We start from the raw sequence: 23,997 nt of genomic DNA, 5'->3' as shown, positions 1-23,997 counted from the left end.
CGTTCTGGCCGACGGTTCCGGCGAAGGTCGGCCGCGTGGCCGGGGGGGGACGTGAAGGGCCCGGTGGTTCCCGGGGCGGGGCGGTCACCGGAGCCCGCCTGTCGGCCGAGCCCTGCCTGCGTCCGCCGGTCGTGCCCTCCGGTGCCGGCCGGCCCCGGCGCTTCCGTCGCACCCGGTCCCGGCCGCATGTCCGCGACCGGCCTCCACGGTGCGCCAATACACTGTATTGGAAACTGTGCTACCTTCGTGTGCGCCAGGGCAATACGCCGTATTGGTGCGTGTCTCGAATCCGGGTCCCGCACCGCTCCCGCGCCGCCTCCACCGGGCCCGGACCGTTCGCGAAGGGACCGCACCCATGCCCCGCCCCACGGACACCCTCCCGCCCGAAGTCGAGTACCACCGGGTGCTCGCCGACGGGAAGCGCCGCATCGGCCGCGGGATCCTCGCGATCGCGCTCCTGACCGGCGGGCTGGCGCTCTTCACCGTCGTCTTCAGCGCCGCCGCCGCGGCGGCGGACCGCGCGCTCGGCACCGGGGGCGGCTCCGTGTACACGCCCCTGATGCACACCGCGGGCATGGTCGCCATCGCGCTGCTGATCCCCTGGAGCATGTTCATCCAGCGGTGGCTCTACGGAGTGCGGGGCGCCTCGCTGCACTCGGTGGTCTCGCGGTTCCGGTTCGACGTCTTCGGGCGGGCGCTGCTCCTCGTCACACCGGCCTGGATCGCCGTCCTGGCCGTCCAGTACTGGACGCCGCTGCCGCAGACCGTCTGGGCGTACACGGACGTGCTGTGGATGCTGGCGGCCACGTTCCTGCTCACACCGTTCCAGGCCGCGGCCGAGGAGTACGGGTTCCGCGGACTCGTCTTCCGCGTCGCCGGGGGCTGGACGCGCGGAGCGCGCGCGGGCCTCGTGGTCGGCGTGCTCGTCTCCAGCGCGGCCTTCGCGGCCATCCACCTGTCGACCGACATCCGGCTGAACATCTGGTACCTGACCTTCGCCGTCGGCACCGCGCTGGTCACCTGGCGCACCGGGGGCATCGAGATCGCGGTGGTGCTGCACGCGTCGTTCAACACGCTGACCTTCGTGTTCGACGCGGCGCTGCGCACCGACTTCTCCGCGGCCCTGGCGGACCCCTCGTCGAGCGGGACGGTGGGCATACTCGTCCCCGGGGTGGTCATCGTCATCACGGCCCTGGTGGTGTGGCTGCGCACCCGGCGCACCGGACCGGTGCGGACGCCGGGAACCGCGACCGCCCCCTGAGCCCCCGCACCGGCGGCGGACGTCCGGGAGAGGGCGGGGGAGGGCGCCGGACGGGACCCCGGCCCTCCCGCGGGTCCCGGTGGCCGCGCGGGGGTTCTCCGGGCCGCCGCCACGGCACCGGGGGAGGAGCCCGCGACGGCGCCGGGGTTCGGGCGGTCGCGGCGCGACCCCCGCCGGGCTCCGGCGCGCACCCACCGGCCCGGGCCGGACGGGGGCTGCTAGGGTGTGCCTCCCCCGTTCGGCCCGTTCAGGCGGAGGTCCCCCGTGCTGCACGTCACCAAGATCCTCGTCGTCGTGGGTGTCGCGATCGCCCTGTGCGGCCTGGCGCTGGCGATGAGCCCCGACGAGAGGCCCGGGATGGAGTGCGAGGCCGTGTACTCCCCGGCCCGGCCGGACTCCGACGGGTACCTGATGTGCGTGGAACGCGCGGCGGGCCACCTGGTGTGGCCGGGGCCGCTGATGCTCGCCGGGGGCGCCCTGGCGATGGGCGCGGTCCTGGTGGACCCGGCCTTCGCGGCCAGGGCACGGCCGCGCCGCCGCACCGGCACCTCCTGACCCGCGGCCCGGACGGCCGCCGCGGGCGGGCACCGGGGCGCCCGCTACAGGGTGGGCGGGAAGGCGATGGTCATCAGTCCCATCCGGGTGATGACGTTGACCCAGGTGTTCCTGAAGCAGCTCCACAGGTAGCCGCAGAGCAGGCCGAGGGGGGCGTAGGTGAGCAGGGCCAGGCCCGCCCGGTAGAGCGCCTCGTCGGAGGGCAGCGCGGCGAGCGAGATGGTCGGCTGCACGGCCCCGTAGAACAGCGCGAAGAGCCCGGACGCCCCGATGATCCCGGGCCAGCGCCCCAGCATCAGCTCCAGCCGGGTCTGCACCATGCCCCGGAAGAACACCTCCTCGCTCACCGTGATGAGCAGGTACGAGAACAGCACGCCGAAGACCACCGGCGGGGAGGCCCACGGGCTGGAGGGCGCCGGCACCAGCGCGGCCAGCAGCGCCATCGTCACCAGGGCGGGCACGAGCCCCGACCACCGCCACCCCTCGGTCACCTTGAGCGCGATGGGCGGCATCCGCGTCCCCCGGCCGTCCAGGACCACACCGGAGCGGTCCATCACCAGGACCGGCAGCGCCAGCAGGAACAGCAGCCGTGCCGCCAGGTCCGCCGGCGCCGTGAGCGCGGTCCCCATCTCCAGGGACAGGTCCGAGAGCACCCGTTCCATCACCGCCATCAGGGCCACGCAGCAGCACAGGAACACCCCCAGCGACAGCAGCTGCCGCTGGAGGGGGTGCGCCGCCAACGCGGTGCGCACCCTGGCGTCGAGCGCCCGGCGGTCCCCGAACCGCCCGGTGAGGACCCGGGTGGCCACCACCCCGAACACCGGCAGCGACCAGGAGACCAGGACCACCGAGGCCAGGTAGTCCACCCCCACCGACTCCGGCCGCAGGGCCCATACCAGGAGGCCGCCGGCGAGGAGTGACAGGACTCCCGCACCGATGACGGCAAGCGGCAAGCGACCCATCGACACAAGCGCCCCTCTCGTTCACGTGAGCACATCTTGTTCACGTGCACGCGCCGATGTCATGGAACACGTGCGCATGTCGTACGGGGGCGGTCGCTGTTGGCCGTGCGCAGGGGAACACATGACGCCCCGATGGGGTGAGAGGGAGGTGGGGTGAGCCGGGGCGGATCCCGTACCGGCCTCCGGCGGGGTCGCGGAGCCTTGAAGGGACGCGGCCGGGCGGGCGTCCACCGGCGGGGCGGCGGCGCCGGGGGAGGGAACGCGCCCGGCCGGGGCCCCGGCGGCCGTACGCGGGATGCCCGATGGGGTGGAAGGGGGGCGGTGCGAGCCGGGCCGGGCACCCTACCGGGCCCCGGCGGGGCCGAGGTGCAGGGGAGGGGAGTGGCCGGGCCGAGCGCCCCCGGCTGCCCACCGGGGGCACCCGCCGGGGCGGGACGCCGGAGCACCCCCAGGGGACTCCCGGACCCCCCGGGCCGCGACGGTCCGGCCGCCGTCCCGCCACCCGCGCGCACGAACCCCGGCGGGCCCGCGGGCGCAGCCCGCCCGGAGAAAGCCCCGCGGGGCGCACCGTGGTCCCGGCGCGCCCCGCGGGCCCCGGGTCAGCGGCCCGCCGGGCCCGGGCCGTCCACCAGTCCCGCGAGCCCCTCGGCGATCGAGGCGATGGTGGGCTCGTGCGGGGGCAGGTCCGCGGGACCCTGCTCCAGCGGGGACAGCAGCAGGTGCCGGAGGGCGAGCCGGTCGAAGCTGTGCAGGCCCAGCTCGCCCAGGTCGCGTTCGTGGTCGGCGTCCGTCACCGGGGTCGGGGACAGGGACGCCACCGCGGTCGCGACCACCCCGCGCAGCGCCCGGAGCAGCGCGTCGCCGCGCAGCCCGGCCGCCAGGTCGGGCCAGTGCTCGCCCCGCGACGGCGGCGCCTCCCAGGCGGCGGGCGCCGTGTCCACCGGCAGGTCGGGCGCGTAGGGCCAGGCGACCGGCAGGTGGTGGGTGTACGCGTGCGCCGCGACCAGGGCCGGGCCGCGGCGCTCGTCGTCGGGGGTGCCCGCGCAGACGGTGTCGATGTCCAGGCCGTGCCGGGCGCGGACGCGCGCCGTGGGCTGGGACAGCACCGGCTTGGGGGAGACCTCCACCAGCAGGACCGCCCCCCGGCCGCCGATGCGGGTGAGGGTCGGCTCCCACTCCACGGTGGAGGCGAGCTGGTCCGCCCAGTACCCGGCGTCCAGTTCCGTTCCGGCCCGGGTGGTCCCGGTGACCGTGGAAACGAACTCCACGTCCCCGGGACGGGGGGACAGGCCCTCGAGCCCGGCCCTCAGCGCGGGCAGCAGGGGCAGCACGTGGCGCCCGTGGGCGGGAGGGGCCCCGTCCAGGGGGCGCGGGTCGGCACCGATCTCCTCCAGGCGGGGGACCAGGGCGCGCAGCGCCGCCCCGTCCCCGGAGAACACCGTGTGCTCGGGGCTGTTGGAGCAGGCGATGTCCACCGGGTGCGCCGCCGCGACGTCCTGCGCGGCGGCCCGGTCCAGGCGCGCCAGGACCATGCCCCCCGCGGGGGCGACGCCGTGCAGCAGGTCGGACCGCACCGAGACCAGGCGGGCCGCGTCGGACAGGGAGAGGATCCCCGCCACGGTGGCCGCGGCCACCTCCCCCAGGGAGTGGCCGACCACGGTGTCGGGCCGCAGCCCCCACCGGTCCGTGAGCGTGGACGCCAGGGCGACCTGCACCGCCCACGTCGCGCGCTGCACCTGGGCCAGGTCCCGCGGCGCCGTGCCCGGACGCCACGGGGCGCCCGCGGTGTGGGGCTCCAGGGCGTGCAGCGCCCGGTCCAAGTGGGCGGCGAACACCGGGTCCCGCCCGTACAGCGACGCCGCCATGGCGGGGTGCGCCGCCCCGTGCCCGCCGAACGCCCAGACCTGGCGCCAGGGCCCGGGATGGGAGGCGGGCCCGACGAGGTCGGGGTGGTGGTCGCCGTGGGCGAGCGCCTTCCAGGCGGGGTGCGCGTTGGAGCGGTCCCCCTCGGTGGCGATGACGGCCGCCCGCACCGGCAGGTCCGGCCGGTTGCGGCGGGTGAGGTGGTCGCCCACCCGGTGCGGGCCGGGCGGGCGCGCCCCGGCGCCCACGGCTTCTGCCAGGACCTGCGCCCGGGCGCGCAGGCGCTCCGCGGTGCGGGCGGACAGGGGCCAGGCGGCGGCGCCCCCCAGGTCGGCGGGGGCCTGCCCCCGGGACCGGGACCGCCGCGGCGCCGGGCGCAGCAGCGCGTAGGCGGTCGCCCCGCTGAAACCGAGCGCCGTGACGCCGACGCGGGTCCGGGCGCGCACGGGCAGGCGCTCGTCCGGTCCGGCGGGCACCCGGAGCCCGTACCGGTCCAGCCAGCCGGGCGGGGTGGTGTGCCCGGCGGTGGGCGGTATCCGTCCGCCGTGGTGCAGCACCAGCGCTCCGGCGAGGAGGTTGGTGAGCCCCGCCGCGGCCTCGGAGTGCCCCCACAGCCCCTTGACCGAGCCGATCCTCAGCGGGTTGCGCCCGTCCCTGGCGAACGCCCGGCCCATGGCCCGGGCCTCGGCCCTCGCTCCGGCCGCGGTCCCCGGGCCGTGGGTGAGCACGAACTCGACGTCGCCGGGGTCGGTCGCGGACTCGGTGTGGGCGCGCTCCATGAGTTCCGCCAGCGCGTCGGCCGAGGGCATGCCCACCCCGGCCGAGCGGCCGTCGGCGCCCACCGCGGTGTGCTCGACCAGGGCGTACACGCGGTCCCGGCCCCGCGACGCCCGCTCGTGGGTGCGCAGCACCGCGGCGACCACGGCCTCGCCGCGCACGTATCCGTGGGCGTCCGCGTCGAAGGGGCGCACGTCCCCGTCCCGGGCGAGCACGCCGCCGGAGTCGAACGCCCGGGTGGGCACGGGGTGGGACAGGACGCTGGCGCCGATGACGACCGCGGTGGTGACCGTGCCGTCGGCCAGGTCCCGGCGCGCGGCGTGCAGCGCGTACATCGACGCGGAGCAGCTGCTGTCGTACGTGACGAGGGGCCCACGGGAGTCCAGCCACCGGGCGATCGGGGTGGCGACCATCCCCGCGCCCCCGGCGGGCAGGTCCGGCAGGGCCGGGCGGCGGCCGTCGGCGAACAGGTCCAGGGCCTCGTCCGGGGAGGCGAAGCCGAGGTAGACGCCGGTGCGGGGCCCCGCGAGCGTGTCGGCCCGGATGCCGGCGTCGGCCAGCGCCTCGGCGGCGACCTGGAGCACCAGGGTCTGGGTGGGGGACAGGTGGGCGGTGTCGGAGGGCCGCAGCCCGAAGGCCTTCGCGTCCACGCCCGCGGGCCAGTGCACCAGCGCCGCGGGCCAGGGGTCGGCGCCCCGGTCCTCGGGGTGCAGCCGTTCCTGCATGGCGGCCCACCGGTCGGCCGGGTAGCCGCCGATGGAGGTCGCGCCCGAGCGCAGGGCCTCCCACATCCGGGCCGGGCCGCGCACGTCGGCCCCGCCGGCCCCGGGGAGCCGGGCGCCGATCCCGACCAGGGCGGCGGACCGGGGTGAGGGTCTGCTCACCGGACCACCTCCCACACCAGGGTGGCCCCGACCGTGCGCACCCGCGTCTGGGCCGAGTCCCCGAAGGCCTCCCCGAGCAGGGACTCGAACTGCGCCGCCGTGTCGCCGGTGTTGTGGAAGATGTTCTCGCGGGTGTTGTAGACCCGGCGCATCCGCTCCCCCGACCGGGAGATGGGCGCGGGGTCGCGTTCTCCCAGCACGGTGCAGCCGAAGAAGCTCCCCCCGGGCCGCAGCACCCGGGCCGCCTCGGTGAGGACGGCGGCCTTGGCCGGGAAGCCGCGCCCGTCCTCGTCGGGCAGGCAGTGCAGCATCATCGTGGTCCCGACCGAGTCGACGCTCGCGTCCGGCAGCGGCCAGGCGGCGAGCGCGTCGCACCGGCGCGCGTCCACCTCCAGGCCCGTCCCCCGCGTGTTGCGCAGGACCCGCCGGGAGGTGGCGTTCAGCGAGGAGGGGGAGTTGTCGAGCAGGTGCAGCCGCCGGCCCGCCAGGTCCTCCCGCCGGCGGCGCAGGGCGCCGCGGAGGAAGTGGCCGGTGCCCACGCCGACGTCGGCGTGGACCCGGCCCAGGTGGGTGTCGTACAGCTCGTGGATGACCTTGTTGGAGATGCCCCAGAAGTGTTCGTGGGACCAGCCGATGACGAAGGCGTCGTACACCGGACCCATGGTCAGGGGGTTGTAGACCCAGCGGTTGGTCGGCTCCGCGGCGGCCGGGGAGGGGCCGGCCGCCGTCTCGGGGCCGGGGACCGGTCCCGGGGTGTGCTCGCCGGAGGCGTCGCCGGTCGTGCGGGATTCGGGGGTGAAGGACATGGGGTGCTCGCAGGGTTCTCGCAGGGACAGGGTGAGAGGCGGTGGTTCCGGGGGAGCTGCGGTGCGGGAGGTGAAGGGGATTCCCGCTAGGAGAGGAGGGCCGCCATGAGGGCGGGCTGGTCGATGCCCTGGCCCCACGCGGCGGCCTGTTCGGGCATGAGCTCCAGCGCGGCGACCATCTGCCGCACCGAGGGGTGCAGGGGGTGGCGGGGGTCCCAGTAGGCGTTGACGAACCCGCCGAAGCCGTTGGCGTGCCTGCCGTGGGACTCGTCGAAGGCGTCCCAGGCCCCGGTCAGGAACCGGGCGTCCGGCGGCTCGGCGGTCTGCGCCCGGCGTGAGCGCACCTGGTCGCGGATGGTGGTGGCGACCAGCGCCGACACGGCGGCGCCCTGCCCGGAGGCCGGGTCGACGGTCATGGTGATGCCGCCGATGCCCAGGACGGGGATGCCGCTCAGGACGGTCACCGGGCGGCGCACCTGCGGGGTCACCCCCTGGATCAGCTCCGACCCCTCGACGCGGGGCAGGTCGCGGTAGCGCGCGGCCAGCTCCGGGGCCACCCGCTCCAGCGCGTCCATGGCCTTGGCCCACGCGGACCGGAAGCGCTCGGCGGGGGAGATCCGCTGGCCGGCGGGGACCGGCTCGGGGGCGAACGCCCCGCCGGGGCGGGCGATGATCTGCACGCACACGGCCCAGAACGGGTCGATCTTCAAGTTGCGGGCCGCCTCGCCCTGGTCCACGACGGACAGGGCGCGCACCTGGTCCTGGGAGATGCGCTCGTAGGCCAGGACGGGCGAGACGAGGATCTCGGCGTCGGGGGTGCTGACCATGATCAGCCGCGGTTCGTCGCCGCCCCAGTCGGTGGTCTCCACGTGCGCCTGGACGATGGTGCGCTCGCTGGCGCCGACGGTGCGGGAGTGGTCGACCTCGAACACGGTCGCCAGGTCGCTCTGGGAGCCCGCGGCGATCACGGCCAGGTCGTAGGGGCGGGCCCGGAGCAGGTACTCCACCACGGTGGGCGTCGTGTTCTGCACCAGGGGCACCACCCCCTGGTTCTCCAGCGCCTGGAGCCAGAGCGCGGTGGCCAGCCGGCGGTCGACCGCGGTGGCCAGCCCGGGCAGGCGGGTCCGGATCGTGGTCCGCTCGCCCTCCGGCGAGGCCAGGATCATCTCGATCAGGTCCATCTGGGGGGCGTTGTCGCCCCACACGTCCAGGCCCAGGGTGCGCTCCTCCGAGCGCGCGAAGGGCAGGAAGGGGCGGGTGGTGCGGGCGGCCCCGCCCAGGATCTCCCCCAGGGTGTGGCGGGTGGTCAGCTCGACCCGCCAGCCGTCCGTGGCCAGGCCCATCGCCAGGGCGAGCCCGGAGTGTCCGCTCCCCACGATGAGCGCGTCATCGCGGTCGTTGTTCCTCATGGTTACCGTTCCTCCAGCCGGCGCACGGCTTCGTCGATGTCGCTGCGGGCGATCGCGCTCCCGTACACGACGGGTGTGGTGTCCGGCAGGCCCAGGCGGTGGCACACCCGACGGGCGGACGTGTCGGGGTCCTCGCCGTCGGTCTCCACGAGCACCACGGTGGGCACGCGGTGCCGGGCCGGGAGGACCTCCTGCGGGCGGTCGCCCCTGGTGACGACCAGGGCGCCGCTGGCCATCCGGGCCAGCCACTCCCAGTGCGGGCTCTCGTTCTCCAGGCCGCACACGGCGATCATGGAGGTGAAGGCCAGCGCGTCCAGGGCGGCGCCGTACCAGAGGGTGCCGCCGGTGTCGGTCGCCGGCAGGGGCATCGGCCCGATCGGGGCCAGGGGCCCCAGGGAGTACCGCGCCGACTCGTCGGCCGACACCACCAGCCACACGTCGTGGTGGAGTGTCGGTCCGGGGAACCCGGCGGGGGCGGTCCACGCCCTCCAGCGCGTCGCCGGGGCGGGGGAGGGCGCGTACACCTGCCGGACCGGGGCGGGGGCGCCCCCGGTGCCGCCGGGGCGTCCCCGGGGGTCCGGGGCCGGCACGACGACGAGTTCGGCCACGGACAGGGCCGTCACGACGGGGAGCTGGTTGAGCCGGGCGGCCAGCTCCAGGACGCTCACGGGCCGCCCGCTGCGGCGGATCAGGTCGAGCGCCGCCTCGGCCAGCTCGGACAGGCCGACGGGCTCGGGCGTGTCCGCCACGGCGGTGACCAGGGACGTCACGTACACCCCGCGCAGGGGGGACACGCGCAGGCCGGACGCGGCGCGGCGCGGCGGCACCGCCACCGGGCCGGACGGGGCGGCCACGGTCACCCGGCCCTTCGGTGCGCCTCGGCGAGGGCCTGGGAGACCCGCTCCGCGCACTCCGCCAGCGGCCCCAGCACCTGCTGGGGCGCGACCGCGGCGTCGGGGATCTCCGTCACCAGGCCGCCGCTGTCCGCGATCGGTACGATCACCACCCACCAGGGGCTCGATCCGGGGCGCGCGTCGGCGGGGCGGTGGCGCAGCAGCAGGTGGTCGGCCGCGGCGGTTTCTCCCCCGGGCAGGGCCGACACCCGCAGGGAGGAGACGCCCGTGGTGAGGGAGGCCAGCATGTAGCAGGAGGACGCGTTCTGCTCCGCGCGCGCCTGCGCCCCGGTGTCCCCGTCGCCGCCCGCGTGGCCCAGCAGGACGCCGTCGGGTCCGAACGCCGCGGTGTGGCGGGTGCCGGGGTGGTCCTGTTCGAAGGCGGTCAGCAGGCGGCCGACCGCCGCGGGGCGTTCGTGGCGGACCCCGGGAGGGACGCGAGCCGAGATGATCATGCGCTACAGGGTCGCCACACCTCGTGAGCACACCAAGGCCACCGCGTGCTCATTCGTGAGCACGTCCGTACTCGCAGTTCACGGCCGGGGTGTTCGCGGACTCGTTACCGCGCCGCGCCGGAAGGCGGGGGCGGGGCGGGTGGTGGCGCGGTCGACGGGTCCGGGGCTCACAGGTCGGTGAACGCGCGGATCCGCTCCCGTACGGCGGCGGTCGCCTCCCCGCCGGGGAGGAGGCGTCCGAACCGCTCCAGGCGCAGTACCAGGGGGCGCACCCGCAGGGAGGGGGCCAGCGTCAGCAGGGGCTCGACCGCCTCCACGGCCTCGTCGATCCGGCCCGACGCCGCCAGCCCCATCGCCAGGTGCACCGTGAGCATGCGCTCCGGCCCCGGGGCGCGCACCAGCGACTCCCGGGAGGCCTCCAGCCCCTCGCGGGCGCACCGCACCGCGGAGGGGTGGTCGCCGAGGTCGAGGAAGGCCTCGGACCAGTACCCGCTGGCGCGGGGCAGCCCACAGGACAGGGGGCCGCCGAGATCGCTGTCCTGCGTGGGCTTGGACTCCAGGGCGCGCCGTGCCTGGCTGATCAGGGACTTCGCCCGGTCGCCGCTGCCGCGCACGGCCAGGTCCTGGGCCAGGGCGCTGGCGCTGATCACGGCGGCGCCGCCGCCGACCGCCTGGGCCCTCTGCCAGGCCTGTTCGGCGTACTGCGCCGCGCGGGAGCGGTTGCGCTGCCAGTAGGAGATGTTGCGCCGGCAGATCAGCGCCCACACGGTGATGCCGTCGTGAGCGCTCTCCTCGGCGGCGACCTGGGCCGCGCGGGCGTGGGCGAGGGCGTCGCCGGGGCGGGTCGCGTCCACGCTCATCCACGAGGCCAGCGCCGACCTCCAGCCGGAGAGGACCCACAGGCTCCGGGCCACTGTCAGAGGTACCTTCTGGCCCCGCCACGCCTCCAACTGGGCGGAGAGCTCGGCCAGCGCGGACAGGATGTCCGCGGCCGGGTCGGCGAGGTAGCGTTCCGCCAGGTCGCGCAGCCTCTCGTCGGCCAGGGTCATCGACCGTGCCCCCACCGGTCCCGCGTCCGCGTGCCGTACCAGGCCGGCCGAGTGCCGTCCCAGGGCCGCCAGCGGGTCGTGGTCCGGCGTGCCGGCGGCCGGCTCGGCGACGTCGGCGGCCCCGTGCGCCGCGTGGTCGGCCGGCGGGTTCGGCGCTGGGGTGCGCAGTCCGGCCAGGGCCTGGTCGATGAGGTGGTTGCTGGTGAGCGCCCGGCGGCCCTTCATGATCGCGCCGACCGTGGTCTGCCCCAGCCCCGTCAGGGCGGCCAGGGTGCGCTGGGACAGCCCCCGGTTGTTCAGCTCCCGGAACAGGGTGCGCAGGTCGCGCTCGCCGGCGGCCCGGAGCATCCGGGAGGAGGACCAGAACCCCTCGGGGATGCACACGCACCGGTTCCGCCCGCAGGCGGGGCACATCCGCGGCTCTGCCGGGTCGGTGGCGGGAGGCGTGCTTCTCACCTGCGGGCCCGCCTCCCGGCCGGGGAGGGGGACCGGGGCGGGCGCGCGCTCTCACGCGGCGCGACGGTGGCGGTCACCGCTGTCCTCGCTCTCATCACGTACGGGACCGGAGGGAGGAGAGGTGAAGGCGGGCTCCCCCCCGTGCCCGGTGCCGTCTGCCGAAGTCCCGGCGATGTCGCCGGTACGGGGGCGCGGGGGTTCTCCGAGGCCGCGGGCCCCGCCGCCGGTTGGTTTCGCGATGGGACCATATCGCGTTTCCCGGCGTGACCAGTACACACGCGGTGACGGTGGGGGGCCGGCGCCGGGCCGCCGGGCGGAATGTTCCTCTGCGGAGGTCTCTGTCCGCCGGGGTCCGGATCATCCCGGGGGCTCCGACCTGCGGTTCCGGTCCGCGCCGCGGGGGAGCGCGGACCGTGCCCGCCCCCGGGGGCGGTGTGACGGTGTTCACAGGGGGTGCCGGTGTCGGCGGCGGGGGCCGTGGAGCCTGGTGGGACCGCGTGTCCGGGGGAACGGAGGGCGCGCCGCCTCCCCGGGCGGCCCGGTGGCCGGACGCCGGAACGGGCGCGGATCCGGGCCCCGGCGGGTCGGCGGCGCGGTGGAGGGAACGCGTCCGGCGGGAGCGGGCGGGGCGCCGCCCGCACGCCCGGCGGTGTGCAGGTCCGGGTGGGCGGCCCGGACCTCGCAGGGCCGCCGCCCGTACCCCCGGGGGCGAGCAGGTCCGGATCAGTGCTTTCCGGACCGACCGGGGGCGCCGCCCGCACCGCGCCCGTGTCCCGCGGCCCCGCGGACCGGCGCCCGGGGAGCATCCCCCCGGGCGCCGGCCCCTCACCGGTGCATCACGAAGCCCGCGTGGTGCAGCGTGGTGCCGACCAGCTCCCCGAAGGCCCAGAACCCCGAGTCGTCCAGGTACGTGATGCGGTCCGCGCGCACCCAGTACCGGCCGGTGTAGGCGTCGGCCCGCCCTCCCCGGGTCTCGGAGTACCGACCGTCCGCGGCGAGGTGCTGGAGCAGGTCCCGGGCCGGGTCCTCCCACGTGCCGACCCACCGCGCCCGCGTCCCGGCGTCCGCCAGGTCCCGCCCGGCGGGGCGCACCGGCTCCCCCCGCCAGGCCTCCCGGTGCCCGTCGACGTACACCGCCCTCAGGTCCGCGGGGGAGACGACGAGCATCCGCCGGATCCGGGACTCGGCGACCGGCCCTCGCACCAGGGCGAAGGTGGCGGGGTTGCCGGGGACCAGGTCGTGCACCCCCCTCTCGTGCTCCGGGCGCTGCGCCACGGCGCTGTCCACCGTGAGCGGCACCGCGTGGAACCCGTGCGCGTCGACCGTCCCGGCGCCCGGGCCGGGCGCCTCCCGGGCGAGCACGCCGTCCCGGACGTGCAGGTCGCGGACGTCGCCGTGCTCCGGCGTGCGCATGACGTGCGCCCCGGTGACGGTGAAGGGGGTCCCGGTGTGTTCGGCCATCGGCTCTTCCCGTGTTCGGTCGGTGGCCGCCGGGGTCGGCCCGGCGGGAGCGGCGCCCGGTGCGCCGGGGTGGGCGCAGGCGGGCAGGAGTGACAGCAGGAGGGCGGCGGCGCAGGTCCGTGAGGCCCGGCGCCGCACGGACCCGGGGCCGGCGGGGCCGCGGGCGCCCTCCGCGGTACGGGCCCTCACCGGTCCCGGGCGTCGGCGTCGGCGAGCCGCGCGGCGATCGCCGCGACGGAGTTGTGCACGCTGCTGCGCAGGGCGTCGACGTCCACGTCCACCAGCGCCCCGTCCCACTTGCGCACCCGGCCGGCGACCCAGACGGAGGTGATGTTCGCGCGGTCCGCCCCCAGCACCAGCGTGCCGACGGCGTCGTGCAGCGGCATCGTGTTGACCGCCTCGGCGTCGACGACGATGAGGTCGGCCTGCTTGCCGGGGGTGAGGGACCCGGTGCGGTCGTCCAGGCGCAGGGTGCGCGCCCCCGCCAGGGTGGCGAAGTCGAGCACGTCGCGCGTCGTGATCCGGGACGGCTCCTCCGACGTGCCGTACGCGGCGTGGACCGCGCGCATCCGCTGGATCGTCAGCAGGGCCCGCATCTGCGTGAACATGTCGGACGCCAGGGCGACCTCCACGTCCACCGACAGCCCCGGGCGGATGCCGTGGGCCAGGGCCTCGTCCACCGGGGGCACCGCGTCCTCCAGCCCGATCTGGGCGTCGGAGGTGGGCGCCAGCGACACCGTCGCCCCGTGGTCGCGCAGGGCGGCCCACGCCTCGGGCGACAGGGCGGTGCAGTGGATCGCCTCGACGTGCGGTCCCAGCAGTCCCTGGCGCCCCCAGGAGACGACGGCGTCGGAGGCGGCCGGGCCGAACACCGCGTCCAGGCTCACGCCGATGTCCAGGTCCCCGGCCACCCGTGCCAGTTCGGCCCCGTAGGCCAGGCGCGCACCGGCGACGTCGGGCGTGGCCAGGGCCGCCAGGCGCAGGGTGAGGAGCCCGTCGTCGGTCGGCGCGTAGGTCGAGCGCAGCCGCTCCAGGTCCCGCGGCCACTGCCCCTCCCACTCCCCGAAGTGCGGAGCCATGGACGCGTGCACCCCGCGGATGCCGGTGTCCGCCAGGGCCGTGATCGCGGCGTCCGCGTGGGCCCCGCTGCGGGAGTTGTGCGAGAAGTCGAGCATCGTGGTGATGCCGCCGTCCAGCGCGGTCAGCGCGGCCAGCCGTGTTCCGAGGTGGACGTCCTCCGGGGTGTAGGCGGGCGCCACCCGTACCAGCGTGGACCGCAGGTAGCCCGCCAGGTCGTCGACGTCGGGGATGGTGCGCCGCATCTGCGCCTGCCACGCGTGCCGGTGGGTGTCCACCAGGCCCGGGGCGACGATGGAGCCGGTCGTGTCGACGACCAGCGCGCCGTCGGAGGGCAGCCCGTGCCCGACCGCGGCGATGCGGTCGCCCCGGAGCAGGACGTCGCCCCGGTCCAGGACCCCCGTCCGGGGGTCCATGGTCACCACGGTGCCCCCGGTGAGCAGGACGCGGCGGTCGGGGTCGGCGGCCGGGCGCCGCAGCGCGTCCGGGAGCGGGGTGGCGGGGCTCATCGGGCCTCTCCCAGGTGCAGGGTGTAGCCGGCGTGGTGGAGGGTGTCGCCGTCGAACGTGCCGAAGGCCCAGAAGCCCAGGTCGTCCAGGTAGTCGATGCGGTCGCCGTCCGTCCAGAAGCGGCCCTGGAAGGCGTGCGGGCGCCCGCCGCGCGTCTCGTCGTAGCGGCCGTCGGCCCCGAGTTCCTGGTGCAGGAAGCCCCCGGTGTCGATCCACACCCCCACCCGGTCCGGGTCCACCGCGGCCTCCTCCGGCCGCGGCCGTGCCGGGGCCCCGGTCCCGTCGCCGAGGGGGAGCCCGGCCCAGTGCACGGGTACCCCGTCCGCCAGGGCGGCCCGGATGCGCCCGGGCGAGGCCAGGGCGAGTCCGACGGCCGCGGCCGGGTCGGCGGCGTCCCCGTCGACCACGACGAGGTCCGCCCGCGCACCCGGCGCCAGGGTGCCCGCCCCGCCGCGCCCGCCGCTCCCGTGGACCAGGGCCGGACGGGAGGGCAGGACGGTCGTTCCGTGCGCGTCGACGACGATCGCCCCGTCGTCCTCGGCGGCGGTGACGATCCCCGGACCCACGCCGACGACCACCTCCCCGACGACGAGGAGGTCGGCGCCGCGCACCGTTCCGATCAGCGGGTCGAGGGTGTGCACCGTCGCGCCGGTGAGCAGCAGCGGCCGTTCGGCGCCGGCCCGCACGGCGGCCAGCGCGGCATCGGTGAAACCGGGAAAAGAGGTGGAGTTCATGGGCATCAGCCTGCCCGCGTCGGCGGCGCCGCAGAAGGCCGTGGCACACCCGGGGTGCGCCGCACCCACGCTCCCGCCGGGCCCGGACCCGGGCGCGCGGCGGCGCTCCACGCCCACCGGCCCCCGACACGGCCGCGGGGGTGCTTGCGCGGACGCGGGGGCGCCCCGCAACCTGGGGCGGTGAGCACCGAGGACAGTACGAAAGCCGTGGTCATGGCGCTGGCGGCCAACCTCGGGATCGCCGTGACCAAGTTCGTCGCCTACCTCCTGACCGCCTCCTCGGCCATGCTCGCCGAGTCGGTGCACTCGGTGGCCGACTCCGGCAACCAGCTCCTGCTCCTGTTCGGCGGGCGCCGGTCGCGGCGCACGGCCACCCCGGAGCACCCCTTCGGCTTCGGCCACGAGCGCTACTTCTACGCCTTCCTGGTGGCGATCGTGCTGTTCACCCTCGGCGGGCTGTTCGCCCTGTACGAGGCGTGGGAGAAGATCCGCGACCCCCACCCGATCACCTCCTGGCAGTGGGTCCCCGTCGTGGTGCTGCTGGTGGCCGCCGCCATGGAGGGGACGGCGCTGCGCACCGCGCTGCGCCAGTCCAGGGCGGCGCGTTCCCGCGTGGGCTGGTTCGGGTTCATCCGCCGGACCAAGGCCCCGGAGCTGCCGGTGATCCTGCTGGAGGACACCGGCGCCCTCATCGGCCTGGCCTTCGCCCTGCTCGGCGTCGGCCTGACCCTGATCACCGGCAACGGCGTCTGGGACGGCCTGGGATCGGGGGCCATCGGCCTGCTGCTCGTGGTGTTCGCGGTGGTCCTGGCCCTGGAGATGAAGAGCCTGCTCATCGGGGAGTCGGCCAGCAGGGAGAACATCCGCCTCATCCGCGAGGCCATCCTGGCGTGCGCGGACATCGACGCGATCATCCACATGCGCACGATGCACCTGGGCCCCGAGGAGCTGCTCGTCGGGGTCAAGGTGGCGGTGGACGCCGAGGACGACGCCCGCCGGGTCACCGCCGCCATCGACGAGGCGGAACGGCGCATCCGCGAGGTGGTGCCCATCGCCACGGTCATCTACATCGAGCCCGACCTGCCCCGGTCCCCGGTCGTGGAGTGAGTCGGCCGTGGGCTCCTCGTGGGGTGGTCCCCGCCGCGCTTTCCGCTGGGCAGACAGAGTGCCGGACGTGCCACGTGCGGCTCCGGTGTGCTTCTCGCCGCCCGGGGCCGAGCCGGTCCGTGACCGCTGCGGCCGGGCACGCGGATCCGGTACGCGTGCCGCCGCCCGCACGGCGCGACCGGCCTCCGGGCCGCGACACCTAGACTCCCCTGTGTGAGCGAGAGGCGACATTACGTCACGGACGACGGCCGCTACATCGTGGTCGACGGTCGGCGCTGGCGGGCCACGGACCCGAGCGTCCCTGAGGACCTCAGGGACGAACTCGTCCGCGAGCTGATGCGGGCCCGGCGGCTGATCAAGAACGGCGACACCTCCGCACGGGCCCGGGTCCACGACGCCAAGACCGCCCTGGGCGAACGCGGCGAGCCCTGGTGGGAGGCGACCGGCGACGGAGTCCGCGCACGCGTGGCGGCCGGGGTCGACGCCCTGCTCCGCGCACGTGAGGGAGGGCCGGTGCTCCTCGGCGAGGCCGCCCGCATCGTGGGAGAGGCCGGGTGGCGGTCCCGGCTGGAGGCGGTGCGGGACGTGGCCCGGTCGCGCCGGCGGTCCGGGGACTGGGACCTCCCGGACGGGGACGGACCCGATGCGGAGGCCTCGTCGGAAGAGCTGCGCATCCTCCCCGGCCCGGAGTTCGACGCCGGTACCGGCCGGGCGTGAACCCGGCACGGCCCCGGGCACCTTCTCCGCCGCGCTCCAGGGGGTCGTCCACCCGCCCGGAGTGCTCGGCCACGGCCGGAGGGTGTCGCTGCCACGCCGGATCGCGCGGGGTGGGCCGTGGGTACCTGCCCGGCCCTCCTTTAACGCTGTGGGGGGTTGAACGTGCGCTGTCTTCGGGCTTCCAGCACAGCCGGTGGACATTGATCGGCACCCCGGCCCCAAGGGGTCGGGGAGGGCGTACTTCCCTCCGCGGACCCAGGGGGGTGAAGGCCGCGCGTACCTGCCCCGCCGCTCCCTGGGGGTTGTCCACCCGCCTGGAGCCCTCAGCCGTAGCCGGAGGGTGCCGCTCCCAGGCCGGGTCGCGCGGGGTAAGGCCGCGGGTACCTTCCCCGCCCGGCAGTGGGGGTTGTCCACCCGCCTGGAGCCCTCAGCCGTAGCCGGAGGGTGTCGCTTCCACGCCGGGTCGCGCGGGGTGGGGCCGCAGATGCCCGCTCGGCCCGCCGCAGGGGGTGTCGGGGCACGCTCCCGCCTGCTCCGCCCGAGGGGGTGAGACGAACTCCGAGGTCTCCAGAACGGTCACCCGTTGGGAACGGCGGTCTGTGGTCGCGCCCGGCCAGAACCTTTGGTTTCCAAGACGCCCGCCGCTTGGGAAGGTACAGACCGGCGGAGCCGGATCCGCCCCCACGATACGAGGGGCGGCAGACGGACAGGCGAGAGCGTGGGTCGCACGTCCTTGGTGGCGGGGGTGTTCTCCGGGGGCGGGTCCGGGCGAGGCCTGCCCCGCCCGACCACCTGCAAAGGGAGGAAGGGTCCGACCGAGAGCGCGCGGTTGCTCCCGACCTCGCTTGGAACACCAACCACAGACGCAGTAACCCGCACCCAAGCACCCTCCCGCACCACGACGCACCGAGGCCGCCAGCACGCAGGTGCGCGCCGCCCTCACCCCCGCGCGGTCGGGTAAGCAGGTACGCGCGGCCCTACCCCGCGCGACCTGAGCTGGGAGCGACACCCTCCGGCTATGGTCGGGGGCTCCAGGCGGGTGGACAACCACCATTGGCTGAGCGGAGCAGGTACGCGCGGCCTTCACCCCCCGTGTCCGCGGAGCCGAGTACGCCCTCCCGAAACCCCTTGGTGTCGGGGTGTCGATCAATGCTCACGGGCTGTGTCCGGGTCCCAGGACAGTGCACGTTCCACCCCCTATGGCGTTGGGAGGGCATGGGTGGGCTCTACGTTCGGGCCGCTTGTCGCGCCCACCACCGTTTTCAGGGGGCATTCCTCCCGCCACAAGCGGCCGGGCTGGGATCGCCTCGCTTGACCCAGCCCCGGATGACACCCCCACCACTGACGACGTGCATCCAACGCACAGCACTGAAAATCTGCCGCCCGCCGACTGCGCCGGGGCCAGGTCCACGCTCCGCTGGCCGCCGTTTCCAGATGGCTGAGCTTTTGGAACAACTCCGTTTGAGCTCTCACCCCCGCGACCTGAGCTGGGAGCGATGCCCTCCGGCTGGGGTCGGGGGCTCCAGGCGGGTGGACAACCCCCAGTGCCGCGGCCGACAGGTACCCGCGGCCTTCACCCCCATGCGCCTGGGGAGCCGAGTACGCCCTCCCGAAACCCCTTGGTGTCGGGATGGCGATCAACGCTCACCGGCTGTGCTGAAGGCCCAAAGACAGCGCACGCTCAACCCCCCCATTGCGTTGAGGAGGGCATGGGTGTCCTCTACGTACGGGCCGCTCCTCGCGCCCTCACCCTTTGCAGGGGGCATTCCTCCCGCCCTGGATGGCTGAGCTGGGAGCGACACCCTCCGGCTGGGGTCGGGGCCGCCGCGCTGCTCGGCCGCTCAGCCGGACCGCGGGACCAGCCGCACGTCGTCCAGGTGGACGCCGGGCCCCGGTGCGTCCCGGGTGGTGTCCTGGAAGCCGATCCGCGTGTCCTCGTTCGCCGCGGTGAAGACGACGCGCCCGCCCCGCCACCCGGGGTCGCCCCCGTCGGCTTGCGGCGCCAGCACGGTCCGGGTCTGGAACACCCCGTCCTGGCCGGTGGCGGAGGTGTTGACCGCGATCTCCAGCCTGCGGGTCCGGGAGGAGTCCGGGCGTGCCGTGGCGGCGAAGGAGAGTTCGTAGCTCTGTCCCGGGGTGGTGGCCACCGTCTGCTCGATGCCGCCGGACTCGCCCAGCACCACGAACTGCTCGCCCTCGGCGGCCGGCAGCTGCGCGGTGCCCCGCACCAGGGCCACCTCGCCGTCCGTCACCCTCCACGCCCCGAGGCCGTCCCCCGCCTGGAAGGAGAGCTCCCCGCCGCCGTCGGGCAGCTGGGCCGATTCGAAGCCGCCGTCCTGCAACGGCGCGCCCGGTTCGCTCCCGGGGGCCGCGTGGGCGTTGCCGGAGAGGCCGGCCAGCAGGGCGGCGGTCAGGACGGGGACGAGCAGGAAAGGACGCGGCATCAGGGCTCCCGTTCGGTGGCTCGGACCGGCGGGCCGCCTCTGCGGCCCCGAACACCGAGTATGACTCTGCGTGACCGTGTTGCCGCGGAGAAACACACGGGAGGTGCCCGCCCCGCCCGCCCGTATGCGGAACCCGGCCCTTTCCACCCACCGGCGGGGCGACGTTCGCCACCGCGTCGCCCGCGTGCCCGCTGGCCCCCGGGCAGGGCGCTACGCCACCGAAACGGAGTCCCCTCCCGGTCCGGTGCCCTCAGGCACCGGACCGGGAGGGCACTGTCAGCCCTGCGGCGCGTCCTCCCGGTCGGGGGCGGGGACCGGGTAGGTCAGGGTGACGGCCACCGAGGCCTCGGCCGAGCCGCTGAACACGATGAGCGAGCCCTCGGCGGCGATCGTGATGCCGAACTCCACCGACAGTGACTCCGGCCGGACGGCCTGCCGCGCGAGTTCGCGCACCGTGCCGCCGAACCGGGCGGCCATGGACCGCACCACGTCCTCGACGTGGTCGACGGCCTCGGCCGCCTTCTTCGTCACGGCGGCGGAGCGGCCGGAGGTCATCGGCTCCGCCCCGGGCAACTGCTGGACGGCGACGTACACCTCGACGTCCACACCGTCGACGTCGAGCGGTACGAACTTCTTGGGAAGGGTCACGCACACACCTTTCACGGGGTCGAGCGGTGTCACAGGTGGCAGAGGCCGCGGATCAGGCAGGTGCCGTCGGACTGGCTGTAGTAGCCCGAGTTCTCCGGGGCCCCGTTCCAGTTGTGCACGACACAGACGGCGGCCTCACGGATGGCCTGGCCGGTCTCGGTGTGTCGCAGCACGAAGCCGATGCCTTTTTTGACGATGTTGGCCGGGGTCGGATTCGTGATCATCTTCCAGACGGTGTGCGCGTCCATGGCCAGATGTCCGGCGCCGGTGTTGTGCTCGCCCTGGCCCAGGTGGCCGGGGTGGTCCAGGGCGAAGAACTCCGTCGAGCCGTTCGTGTACCTGAGAAAGAAGCCCAGGATCAGCCCGCTCTCCGGAAGGATGTAGGCCTCCCCGGGGTCGATGTAGAAGTGCTTCGTGCTGCCGTTCGGGCCGGTCGGGGTGAGTTCGATGGCCGGGGTGTCGGTGGAGGCGACGTTCTGGAGCCAGGTCTGGTAGCCGAAGGCTCGGGGACTCAGGAGGAACAACGTCGTGCACCCTTCGTGTGGGCGTGCGGAACAGAGGCGCGTGGGCGGTGGCGGTTTACCAGAACAGGTCGACGATCGTTTTGACGGCTTTCCTGACCACCCCCTCCGAGGCCTGGGCGACCACCTCCTCTGTGACGGCGTCCGCGAGACCGGAGGCCTCCGGGACGGGGGCCGCGGAGGCCGCCCCGGCCAGGGCGCCGGAGGGTTCGGGGGAGACGCCGTCGCCGCGGTGGGCGTACTCCGCGAGGGCGTAGCCGGCCGCGGTGCCGGCGGCCCCGGCCGACGCGACCCCGAGCCACCGCCCCTCCCGCACCGGCACGTGCCCCTTGCACAGCCGGAGCAGGTCCTCGGTGCGGGACACCCACACGCTGTTGACCATCGACTGGTCACCGGAGTGGTGGCGGGAGGAGAGGACCCCGAGCACGGTGTCGTCGCGCAGGCGGCGCACGGGTGCCCCGCTCATGCCCGGCACGACGTCGCGGGAGAAGATCCGGGCCATGCGCAGGCCGTTGCCGCGGTCGGTCTCGCCCTGCCAGCGGCCCAGGGCCTCGACCGACCGCGGCGGCGGTACGTCGCCCCTCTCCTCGATGACGGCGTGGCCGACCAGGGTGACCTCCTCGCCCTGCTCCGCCGACTCCGAGGCGCGCAGCAGGCGCGCGCTGTCGGGCAGGGGCGTGTTGGTCTTGAGCAGGGCCAGGTCGGCGGGGATGTCCCTGGCCAAGAGCCAGGCCCGGACCGGCTTGACGTCCCGGTCGCCGAGGCTGTCCACCGTGACCTCGGTGGTCTCCAGGGGCACGCCCTCGGCCTGGACCGTGCCCTGGACGACGTGCCAGGCGGTCACGAGGTATCCGCCCGGGTCGATCTGAAAGCAGGTGCCCTGCGGGGAGCCCCCGGAGGTGAGAATTCTTCCCATGTACCGCGGAAACTTCGAAGGCTCGGTCACCCCGGTATTCCTTTCGCTCGGAACCGGAAAAGAAAGGGTGGCGGCGAGCGCGGGCGGGGCCGGGTGACCCTTTTCTCGTCGCGGGGAAAGAGCGTCGATCCGGGCTTGGAGGAAGCCCGGCAAACCACCCATACCCTGGCGTTATCGAGGTCAAACGAGTCAGGAAGTGAGTTGCCGATGTGGCTCGTGTGAAGAATGGTGTTCGCTTCATTTTCCCGCGCGGCGGTGTTCTCCAGGGGTATTCGCGACAGGAGGGAAAAGGCGTAAAGGTGGAGAAGGGTCGATCGAGGTGGAAAACCGGATCGTCCGGTATGCGTGCCGTCGCCGAATGCGCACGCCCCGTTATCAGGGCCGGGGGGATTTTCTCGGGAGGCGGCGCGGAAACCCGCCCGGGGTCACGGTCCGGCCACGTCCGTTCCCGCGCGGGGGAGGACGTGGCCGGGGCCGTTCGTACGGTGGCCGTCCCGTGGGAGGCGGCCCGGGACGCCGGGCCGTGCCTCCCGCCCCGGGCGGTCCGGTGAACGGGCCGTGTACGCCCGGACCACCTCACGGCCGGCCGCCGCGTGCGGCGACGCCGGGGGCCGACGCGGGGGGCGCGTGTCCCCGCGTCCCCCGGAGGCCGCGGACGGGCTCGTCATCGACGTGAGCGGCCACGTCGCCCGCCGGGGCGGGGAAGGCCCGGGCCCGCCGCCGGGCGGCCGTTCCCCGGGCGGCCCCGTGCGTCAGCCCGGGGTGAGGACGCAGAACTCGTTGCCCTCCGGGTCGGCCAGCACCGTCCACGGCGCGTCGCCCTGCCCGAGGTCGACGTCGGTGGCGCCCAGGGTCCGCAGCCGGTCCACCTCCGCCGCCTGGTCGTCCCCGGGGTAGGGCCGCAGGTCCAGATGGGTGCGGTTCTTCACGGTCTTCGCCTCGGCGGAGCGGACGAACTCCAGGAAGGGGCCGACCTTCTCCGGGGAGCGCAGGAGCGCGTGCCCGTCGGTCGCCTCGTACACGGTCCAGTCCGTCGCCTCGCCCCAGAACCGGGCCATGGCCCGCGGGTCGGCGCAGTCGAGCACGACCGCGGCCATCGGGCCGGTGTCCCGGTAGAGCTCCCGGGGCTCCAGCACACGGAACTCGTTGCCCTCGGGGTCGGCCAGAGCGGTCCCGGGGGCGTCCTCTGGCCCCCGCCGGTCGGCGGGGGTCGCGCCGAGGTCCTTCAGCCGCGCGACCAGCTCGGCCCGGTGGCCGTCGGACGCGGTGGCGAGGTGCACGCGTACGCGGGTGCGCCCCGTCGCGGGCTCGGGCACGCGCAGCACGTCGACGAAGAGTGCGGCGGGGTCGGGGTAGGGCAGGCCCGCGGGTTCGAGGTTGACGACGCCGGGTCCCTCGCTGGAGGACTCCCAGCCGAGCGCCTGTTCCCAGAAGCTCCCGAGTGCGACCTCGTCCTGGGCGTTCATCGCGATCTGCACGATTCGAGTTGCCATGGCGCCGATCCTAGGCCCACAAGGTCCGGGTCGCCCACGCCTTTTCTCCCGGCCCGGAGCCGCTCGCGTCCCGGTCTTCGCCCACGTCGCCCGCCCACGTCACCGGCCCGCGGCCGCGACCGCAGCCCCGACCCGGGGGCGGGACAAGGTCCCGCGCCCCGCGACCGGAGCGCGGGCCCCCGGCCCGGCACCGCGGCCCGGACCGGAAACGTCCCGGGGGCGCGGGCCGCCGGCGGGCCCCCGCCCCCTTCCGCCGCCTTCATCCCAGGACCGACCACGCCAGCGCCCCCAGAGCCCCCAGGAAGGCCGCCCAGCCGACGGTCTCCCGGAGGCCGTGGGCCTCGCGCACCTGCGGTGCGGTCCGGGTGGACAGCAGCAGGCGCCCGTCGGGTGCGCTGGCGATCACCGGCGACCCGTCCCAGGTGTACACGGTCGCGTGCACGACCACCCGCGTGCCCGGTGCCAGGGCCCATTCGCGGAAGGCGCGCCCGGGCCGACCCTCGGGGGAGGCCCAGGCGTGGCCGTGGTGCACCCTCCAGGGTTCCTCCCGCGCCTCGGGCTCGAAGGAGTCGTGCGTCGCCGGGATCCTGTCGGCGGCGGCGCCGCGGGGATAGCACCGAACCGAGCCCGTGCGGTCCCGGATCACGAAGGGCGTACGGCTCTGCCGGACCCCCACCAGGGTGGCCCGCGCCCGCCCGTAGCGGCCGCCGGCGGAGGTCCGGTACTCCCACTCCTCGGTGCGGTACCACACGCACCTCGCCCCGGAGTAGGGGGCGCGCAGCCGGCCGGAGGGCCCCGCCGCCACGGTGCCGCCGACCAGCACCGCGGCACCGGGAGGGGGGAGGTCCCGCAGCGGCGGCGCCAGCGCTTCGCGCAGCTCCCTCAACCGGGGCCGCCCCCGCAGGGTGCGCCGCAGCAGGAACCCGCTCAGGGCCGTGGCCAGCAGCGACAGGAGCTGGAACGCGGTGCGGGCCTCTCCCACGAATGCGTCGTCCATCGT

20 protein-coding genes are annotated in these 23,997 nt (G+C 75.5%); 4 read left to right on the top strand and 16 right to left on the bottom strand.

From position 1 onward, the window contains the following. The first annotated feature begins 355 nt into the window (after positions 1-355). Positions 356-1,261: a CPBP family intramembrane glutamic endopeptidase gene (locus BUE45_RS03470; RefSeq protein ID WP_073374753.1), complete on the top strand. Its 906-nt coding sequence runs from the start codon at positions 356-358 to the stop codon at positions 1,259-1,261. Positions 1,262-1,525: 264 nt separating this feature from the next. Further along, positions 1,526-1,816: a hypothetical protein gene (locus tag BUE45_RS03465; protein WP_073374749.1), complete on the top strand. Its 291-nt coding sequence runs from the start codon at positions 1,526-1,528 to the stop codon at positions 1,814-1,816. Positions 1,817-1,860: 44 nt separating this feature from the next. Here the strand turns inward: BUE45_RS03465 and BUE45_RS03460 are convergent, their stop codons facing one another. The 10 genes from BUE45_RS03460 to BUE45_RS03415 all read right to left on the bottom strand — a co-directional run bounded on the left by BUE45_RS03460 (position 1,861) and on the right by BUE45_RS03415 (position 15,151). Further along, the gene (locus tag BUE45_RS03460; protein WP_073375385.1) at positions 1,861-2,778 is read right to left on the bottom strand and encodes a CPBP family intramembrane glutamic endopeptidase; all 918 of its coding nucleotides are present in this window, start codon (positions 2,776-2,778) and stop codon (positions 1,861-1,863) included. A gap of 599 nt (positions 2,779-3,377) precedes the next feature. Then, entirely contained in the window at positions 3,378-6,302 is a 2,925-nt protein-coding gene (locus BUE45_RS03455; RefSeq protein WP_073374747.1) for a beta-ketoacyl synthase N-terminal-like domain-containing protein, read from the bottom strand. Next, the gene (locus BUE45_RS03450; RefSeq protein ID WP_073374745.1) at positions 6,299-7,108 is read right to left on the bottom strand and encodes a class I SAM-dependent methyltransferase; all 810 of its coding nucleotides are present in this window, start codon (positions 7,106-7,108) and stop codon (positions 6,299-6,301) included. Before BUE45_RS03450 ends, BUE45_RS03455 begins: the two co-directional genes overlap by 4 nt. Positions 7,109-7,194: 86 nt before the next feature. After that, the gene (locus tag BUE45_RS03445; RefSeq protein WP_073374743.1) at positions 7,195-8,517 is read right to left on the bottom strand and encodes a hypothetical protein; all 1,323 of its coding nucleotides are present in this window, start codon (positions 8,515-8,517) and stop codon (positions 7,195-7,197) included. A 2-nt stretch (positions 8,518-8,519) separates the two neighbouring features. Next, positions 8,520-9,371 (bottom strand): helix-turn-helix domain-containing protein, encoded by an 852-nt coding sequence (locus tag BUE45_RS03440; protein ID WP_143173246.1) that lies wholly within the window; start codon positions 9,369-9,371, stop codon positions 8,520-8,522. Between the two features lie 2 nt (positions 9,372-9,373). After that, entirely contained in the window at positions 9,374-9,865 is a 492-nt protein-coding gene (locus BUE45_RS03435; RefSeq protein ID WP_073374739.1) for a hypothetical protein, read from the bottom strand. Between the two features lie 167 nt (positions 9,866-10,032). Further along, positions 10,033-11,298 carry a helix-turn-helix domain-containing protein gene (locus BUE45_RS03430; RefSeq protein ID WP_073374737.1) on the bottom strand — a complete coding sequence of 422 codons (1,266 nt, stop codon included), beginning with the start codon at positions 11,296-11,298 and terminating at the stop codon, positions 10,033-10,035. Positions 11,299-12,195: 897 nt separating this feature from the next. After that, positions 12,196-12,831 (bottom strand): Atu4866 domain-containing protein, encoded by a 636-nt coding sequence (locus BUE45_RS32880; protein WP_143173244.1) that lies wholly within the window; start codon positions 12,829-12,831, stop codon positions 12,196-12,198. Between the two features lie 185 nt (positions 12,832-13,016). Then, positions 13,017-14,417, bottom strand: a complete 1,401-nt coding sequence (locus BUE45_RS03420) for an amidohydrolase family protein (protein WP_073374735.1) — start codon at positions 14,415-14,417, stop codon at positions 13,017-13,019. Then, complete coding sequence (locus BUE45_RS03415; protein ID WP_218619478.1) at positions 14,414-15,151, bottom strand: Atu4866 domain-containing protein; 738 nt, start codon at positions 15,149-15,151, stop codon at positions 14,414-14,416. Before BUE45_RS03415 ends, BUE45_RS03420 begins: the two co-directional genes overlap by 4 nt. Positions 15,152-15,331: 180 nt before the next feature. Here BUE45_RS03415 and BUE45_RS03410 point away from each other — a divergent pair, with 180 nt between their 5' ends. Both BUE45_RS03410 and BUE45_RS33990 read left to right on the top strand, forming a co-directional pair. Then, the gene (locus BUE45_RS03410) at positions 15,332-16,258 is read left to right on the top strand and encodes a cation diffusion facilitator family transporter (RefSeq protein WP_073374733.1); all 927 of its coding nucleotides are present in this window, start codon (positions 15,332-15,334) and stop codon (positions 16,256-16,258) included. Positions 16,259-16,471: 213 nt separating this feature from the next. Next, positions 16,472-16,975 carry a hypothetical protein gene (locus BUE45_RS33990; protein ID WP_073374732.1) on the top strand — a complete coding sequence of 168 codons (504 nt, stop codon included), beginning with the start codon at positions 16,472-16,474 and terminating at the stop codon, positions 16,973-16,975. 1,841 nt (positions 16,976-18,816) lie between these two features. On the opposite strand, the gene BUE45_RS03400 is transcribed toward BUE45_RS33990, so the two are convergent. The 6 genes from BUE45_RS03400 to BUE45_RS03375 all read right to left on the bottom strand — a co-directional run bounded on the left by BUE45_RS03400 (position 18,817) and on the right by BUE45_RS03375 (position 23,994). Then, complete coding sequence (locus BUE45_RS03400; protein WP_073374731.1) at positions 18,817-19,419, bottom strand: DUF642 domain-containing protein; 603 nt, start codon at positions 19,417-19,419, stop codon at positions 18,817-18,819. Between the two features lie 276 nt (positions 19,420-19,695). Next, positions 19,696-20,067, bottom strand: coding sequence for a CU044_2847 family protein (locus BUE45_RS03395; RefSeq protein WP_073374730.1), 372 nt, complete (start codon positions 20,065-20,067; stop codon positions 19,696-19,698). Between the two features lie 29 nt (positions 20,068-20,096). Beyond that, positions 20,097-20,591: a hypothetical protein gene (locus BUE45_RS03390; RefSeq protein WP_073374727.1), complete on the bottom strand. Its 495-nt coding sequence runs from the start codon at positions 20,589-20,591 to the stop codon at positions 20,097-20,099. Between the two features lie 55 nt (positions 20,592-20,646). Beyond that, positions 20,647-21,504, bottom strand: coding sequence for a S1 family peptidase (locus tag BUE45_RS03385; RefSeq protein WP_178378433.1), 858 nt, complete (start codon positions 21,502-21,504; stop codon positions 20,647-20,649). Positions 21,505-22,256: 752 nt separating this feature from the next. After that, complete coding sequence (locus BUE45_RS03380; protein ID WP_073374723.1) at positions 22,257-22,997, bottom strand: VOC family protein; 741 nt, start codon at positions 22,995-22,997, stop codon at positions 22,257-22,259. A gap of 259 nt (positions 22,998-23,256) precedes the next feature. Next, positions 23,257-23,994 (bottom strand): GIDE domain-containing protein, encoded by a 738-nt coding sequence (locus BUE45_RS03375; protein ID WP_073374721.1) that lies wholly within the window; start codon positions 23,992-23,994, stop codon positions 23,257-23,259. Between the last annotated feature and the right edge of the window lie 3 nt (positions 23,995-23,997).

Origin of the sequence: Nocardiopsis flavescens, assembly GCF_900141985.1 — a bacterium.
Lineage (GTDB): Bacteria > Actinomycetota > Actinomycetes > Streptosporangiales > Streptosporangiaceae > Nocardiopsis > Nocardiopsis flavescens.
This window is presented reverse-complemented; position numbering and strand designations above follow the sequence as displayed.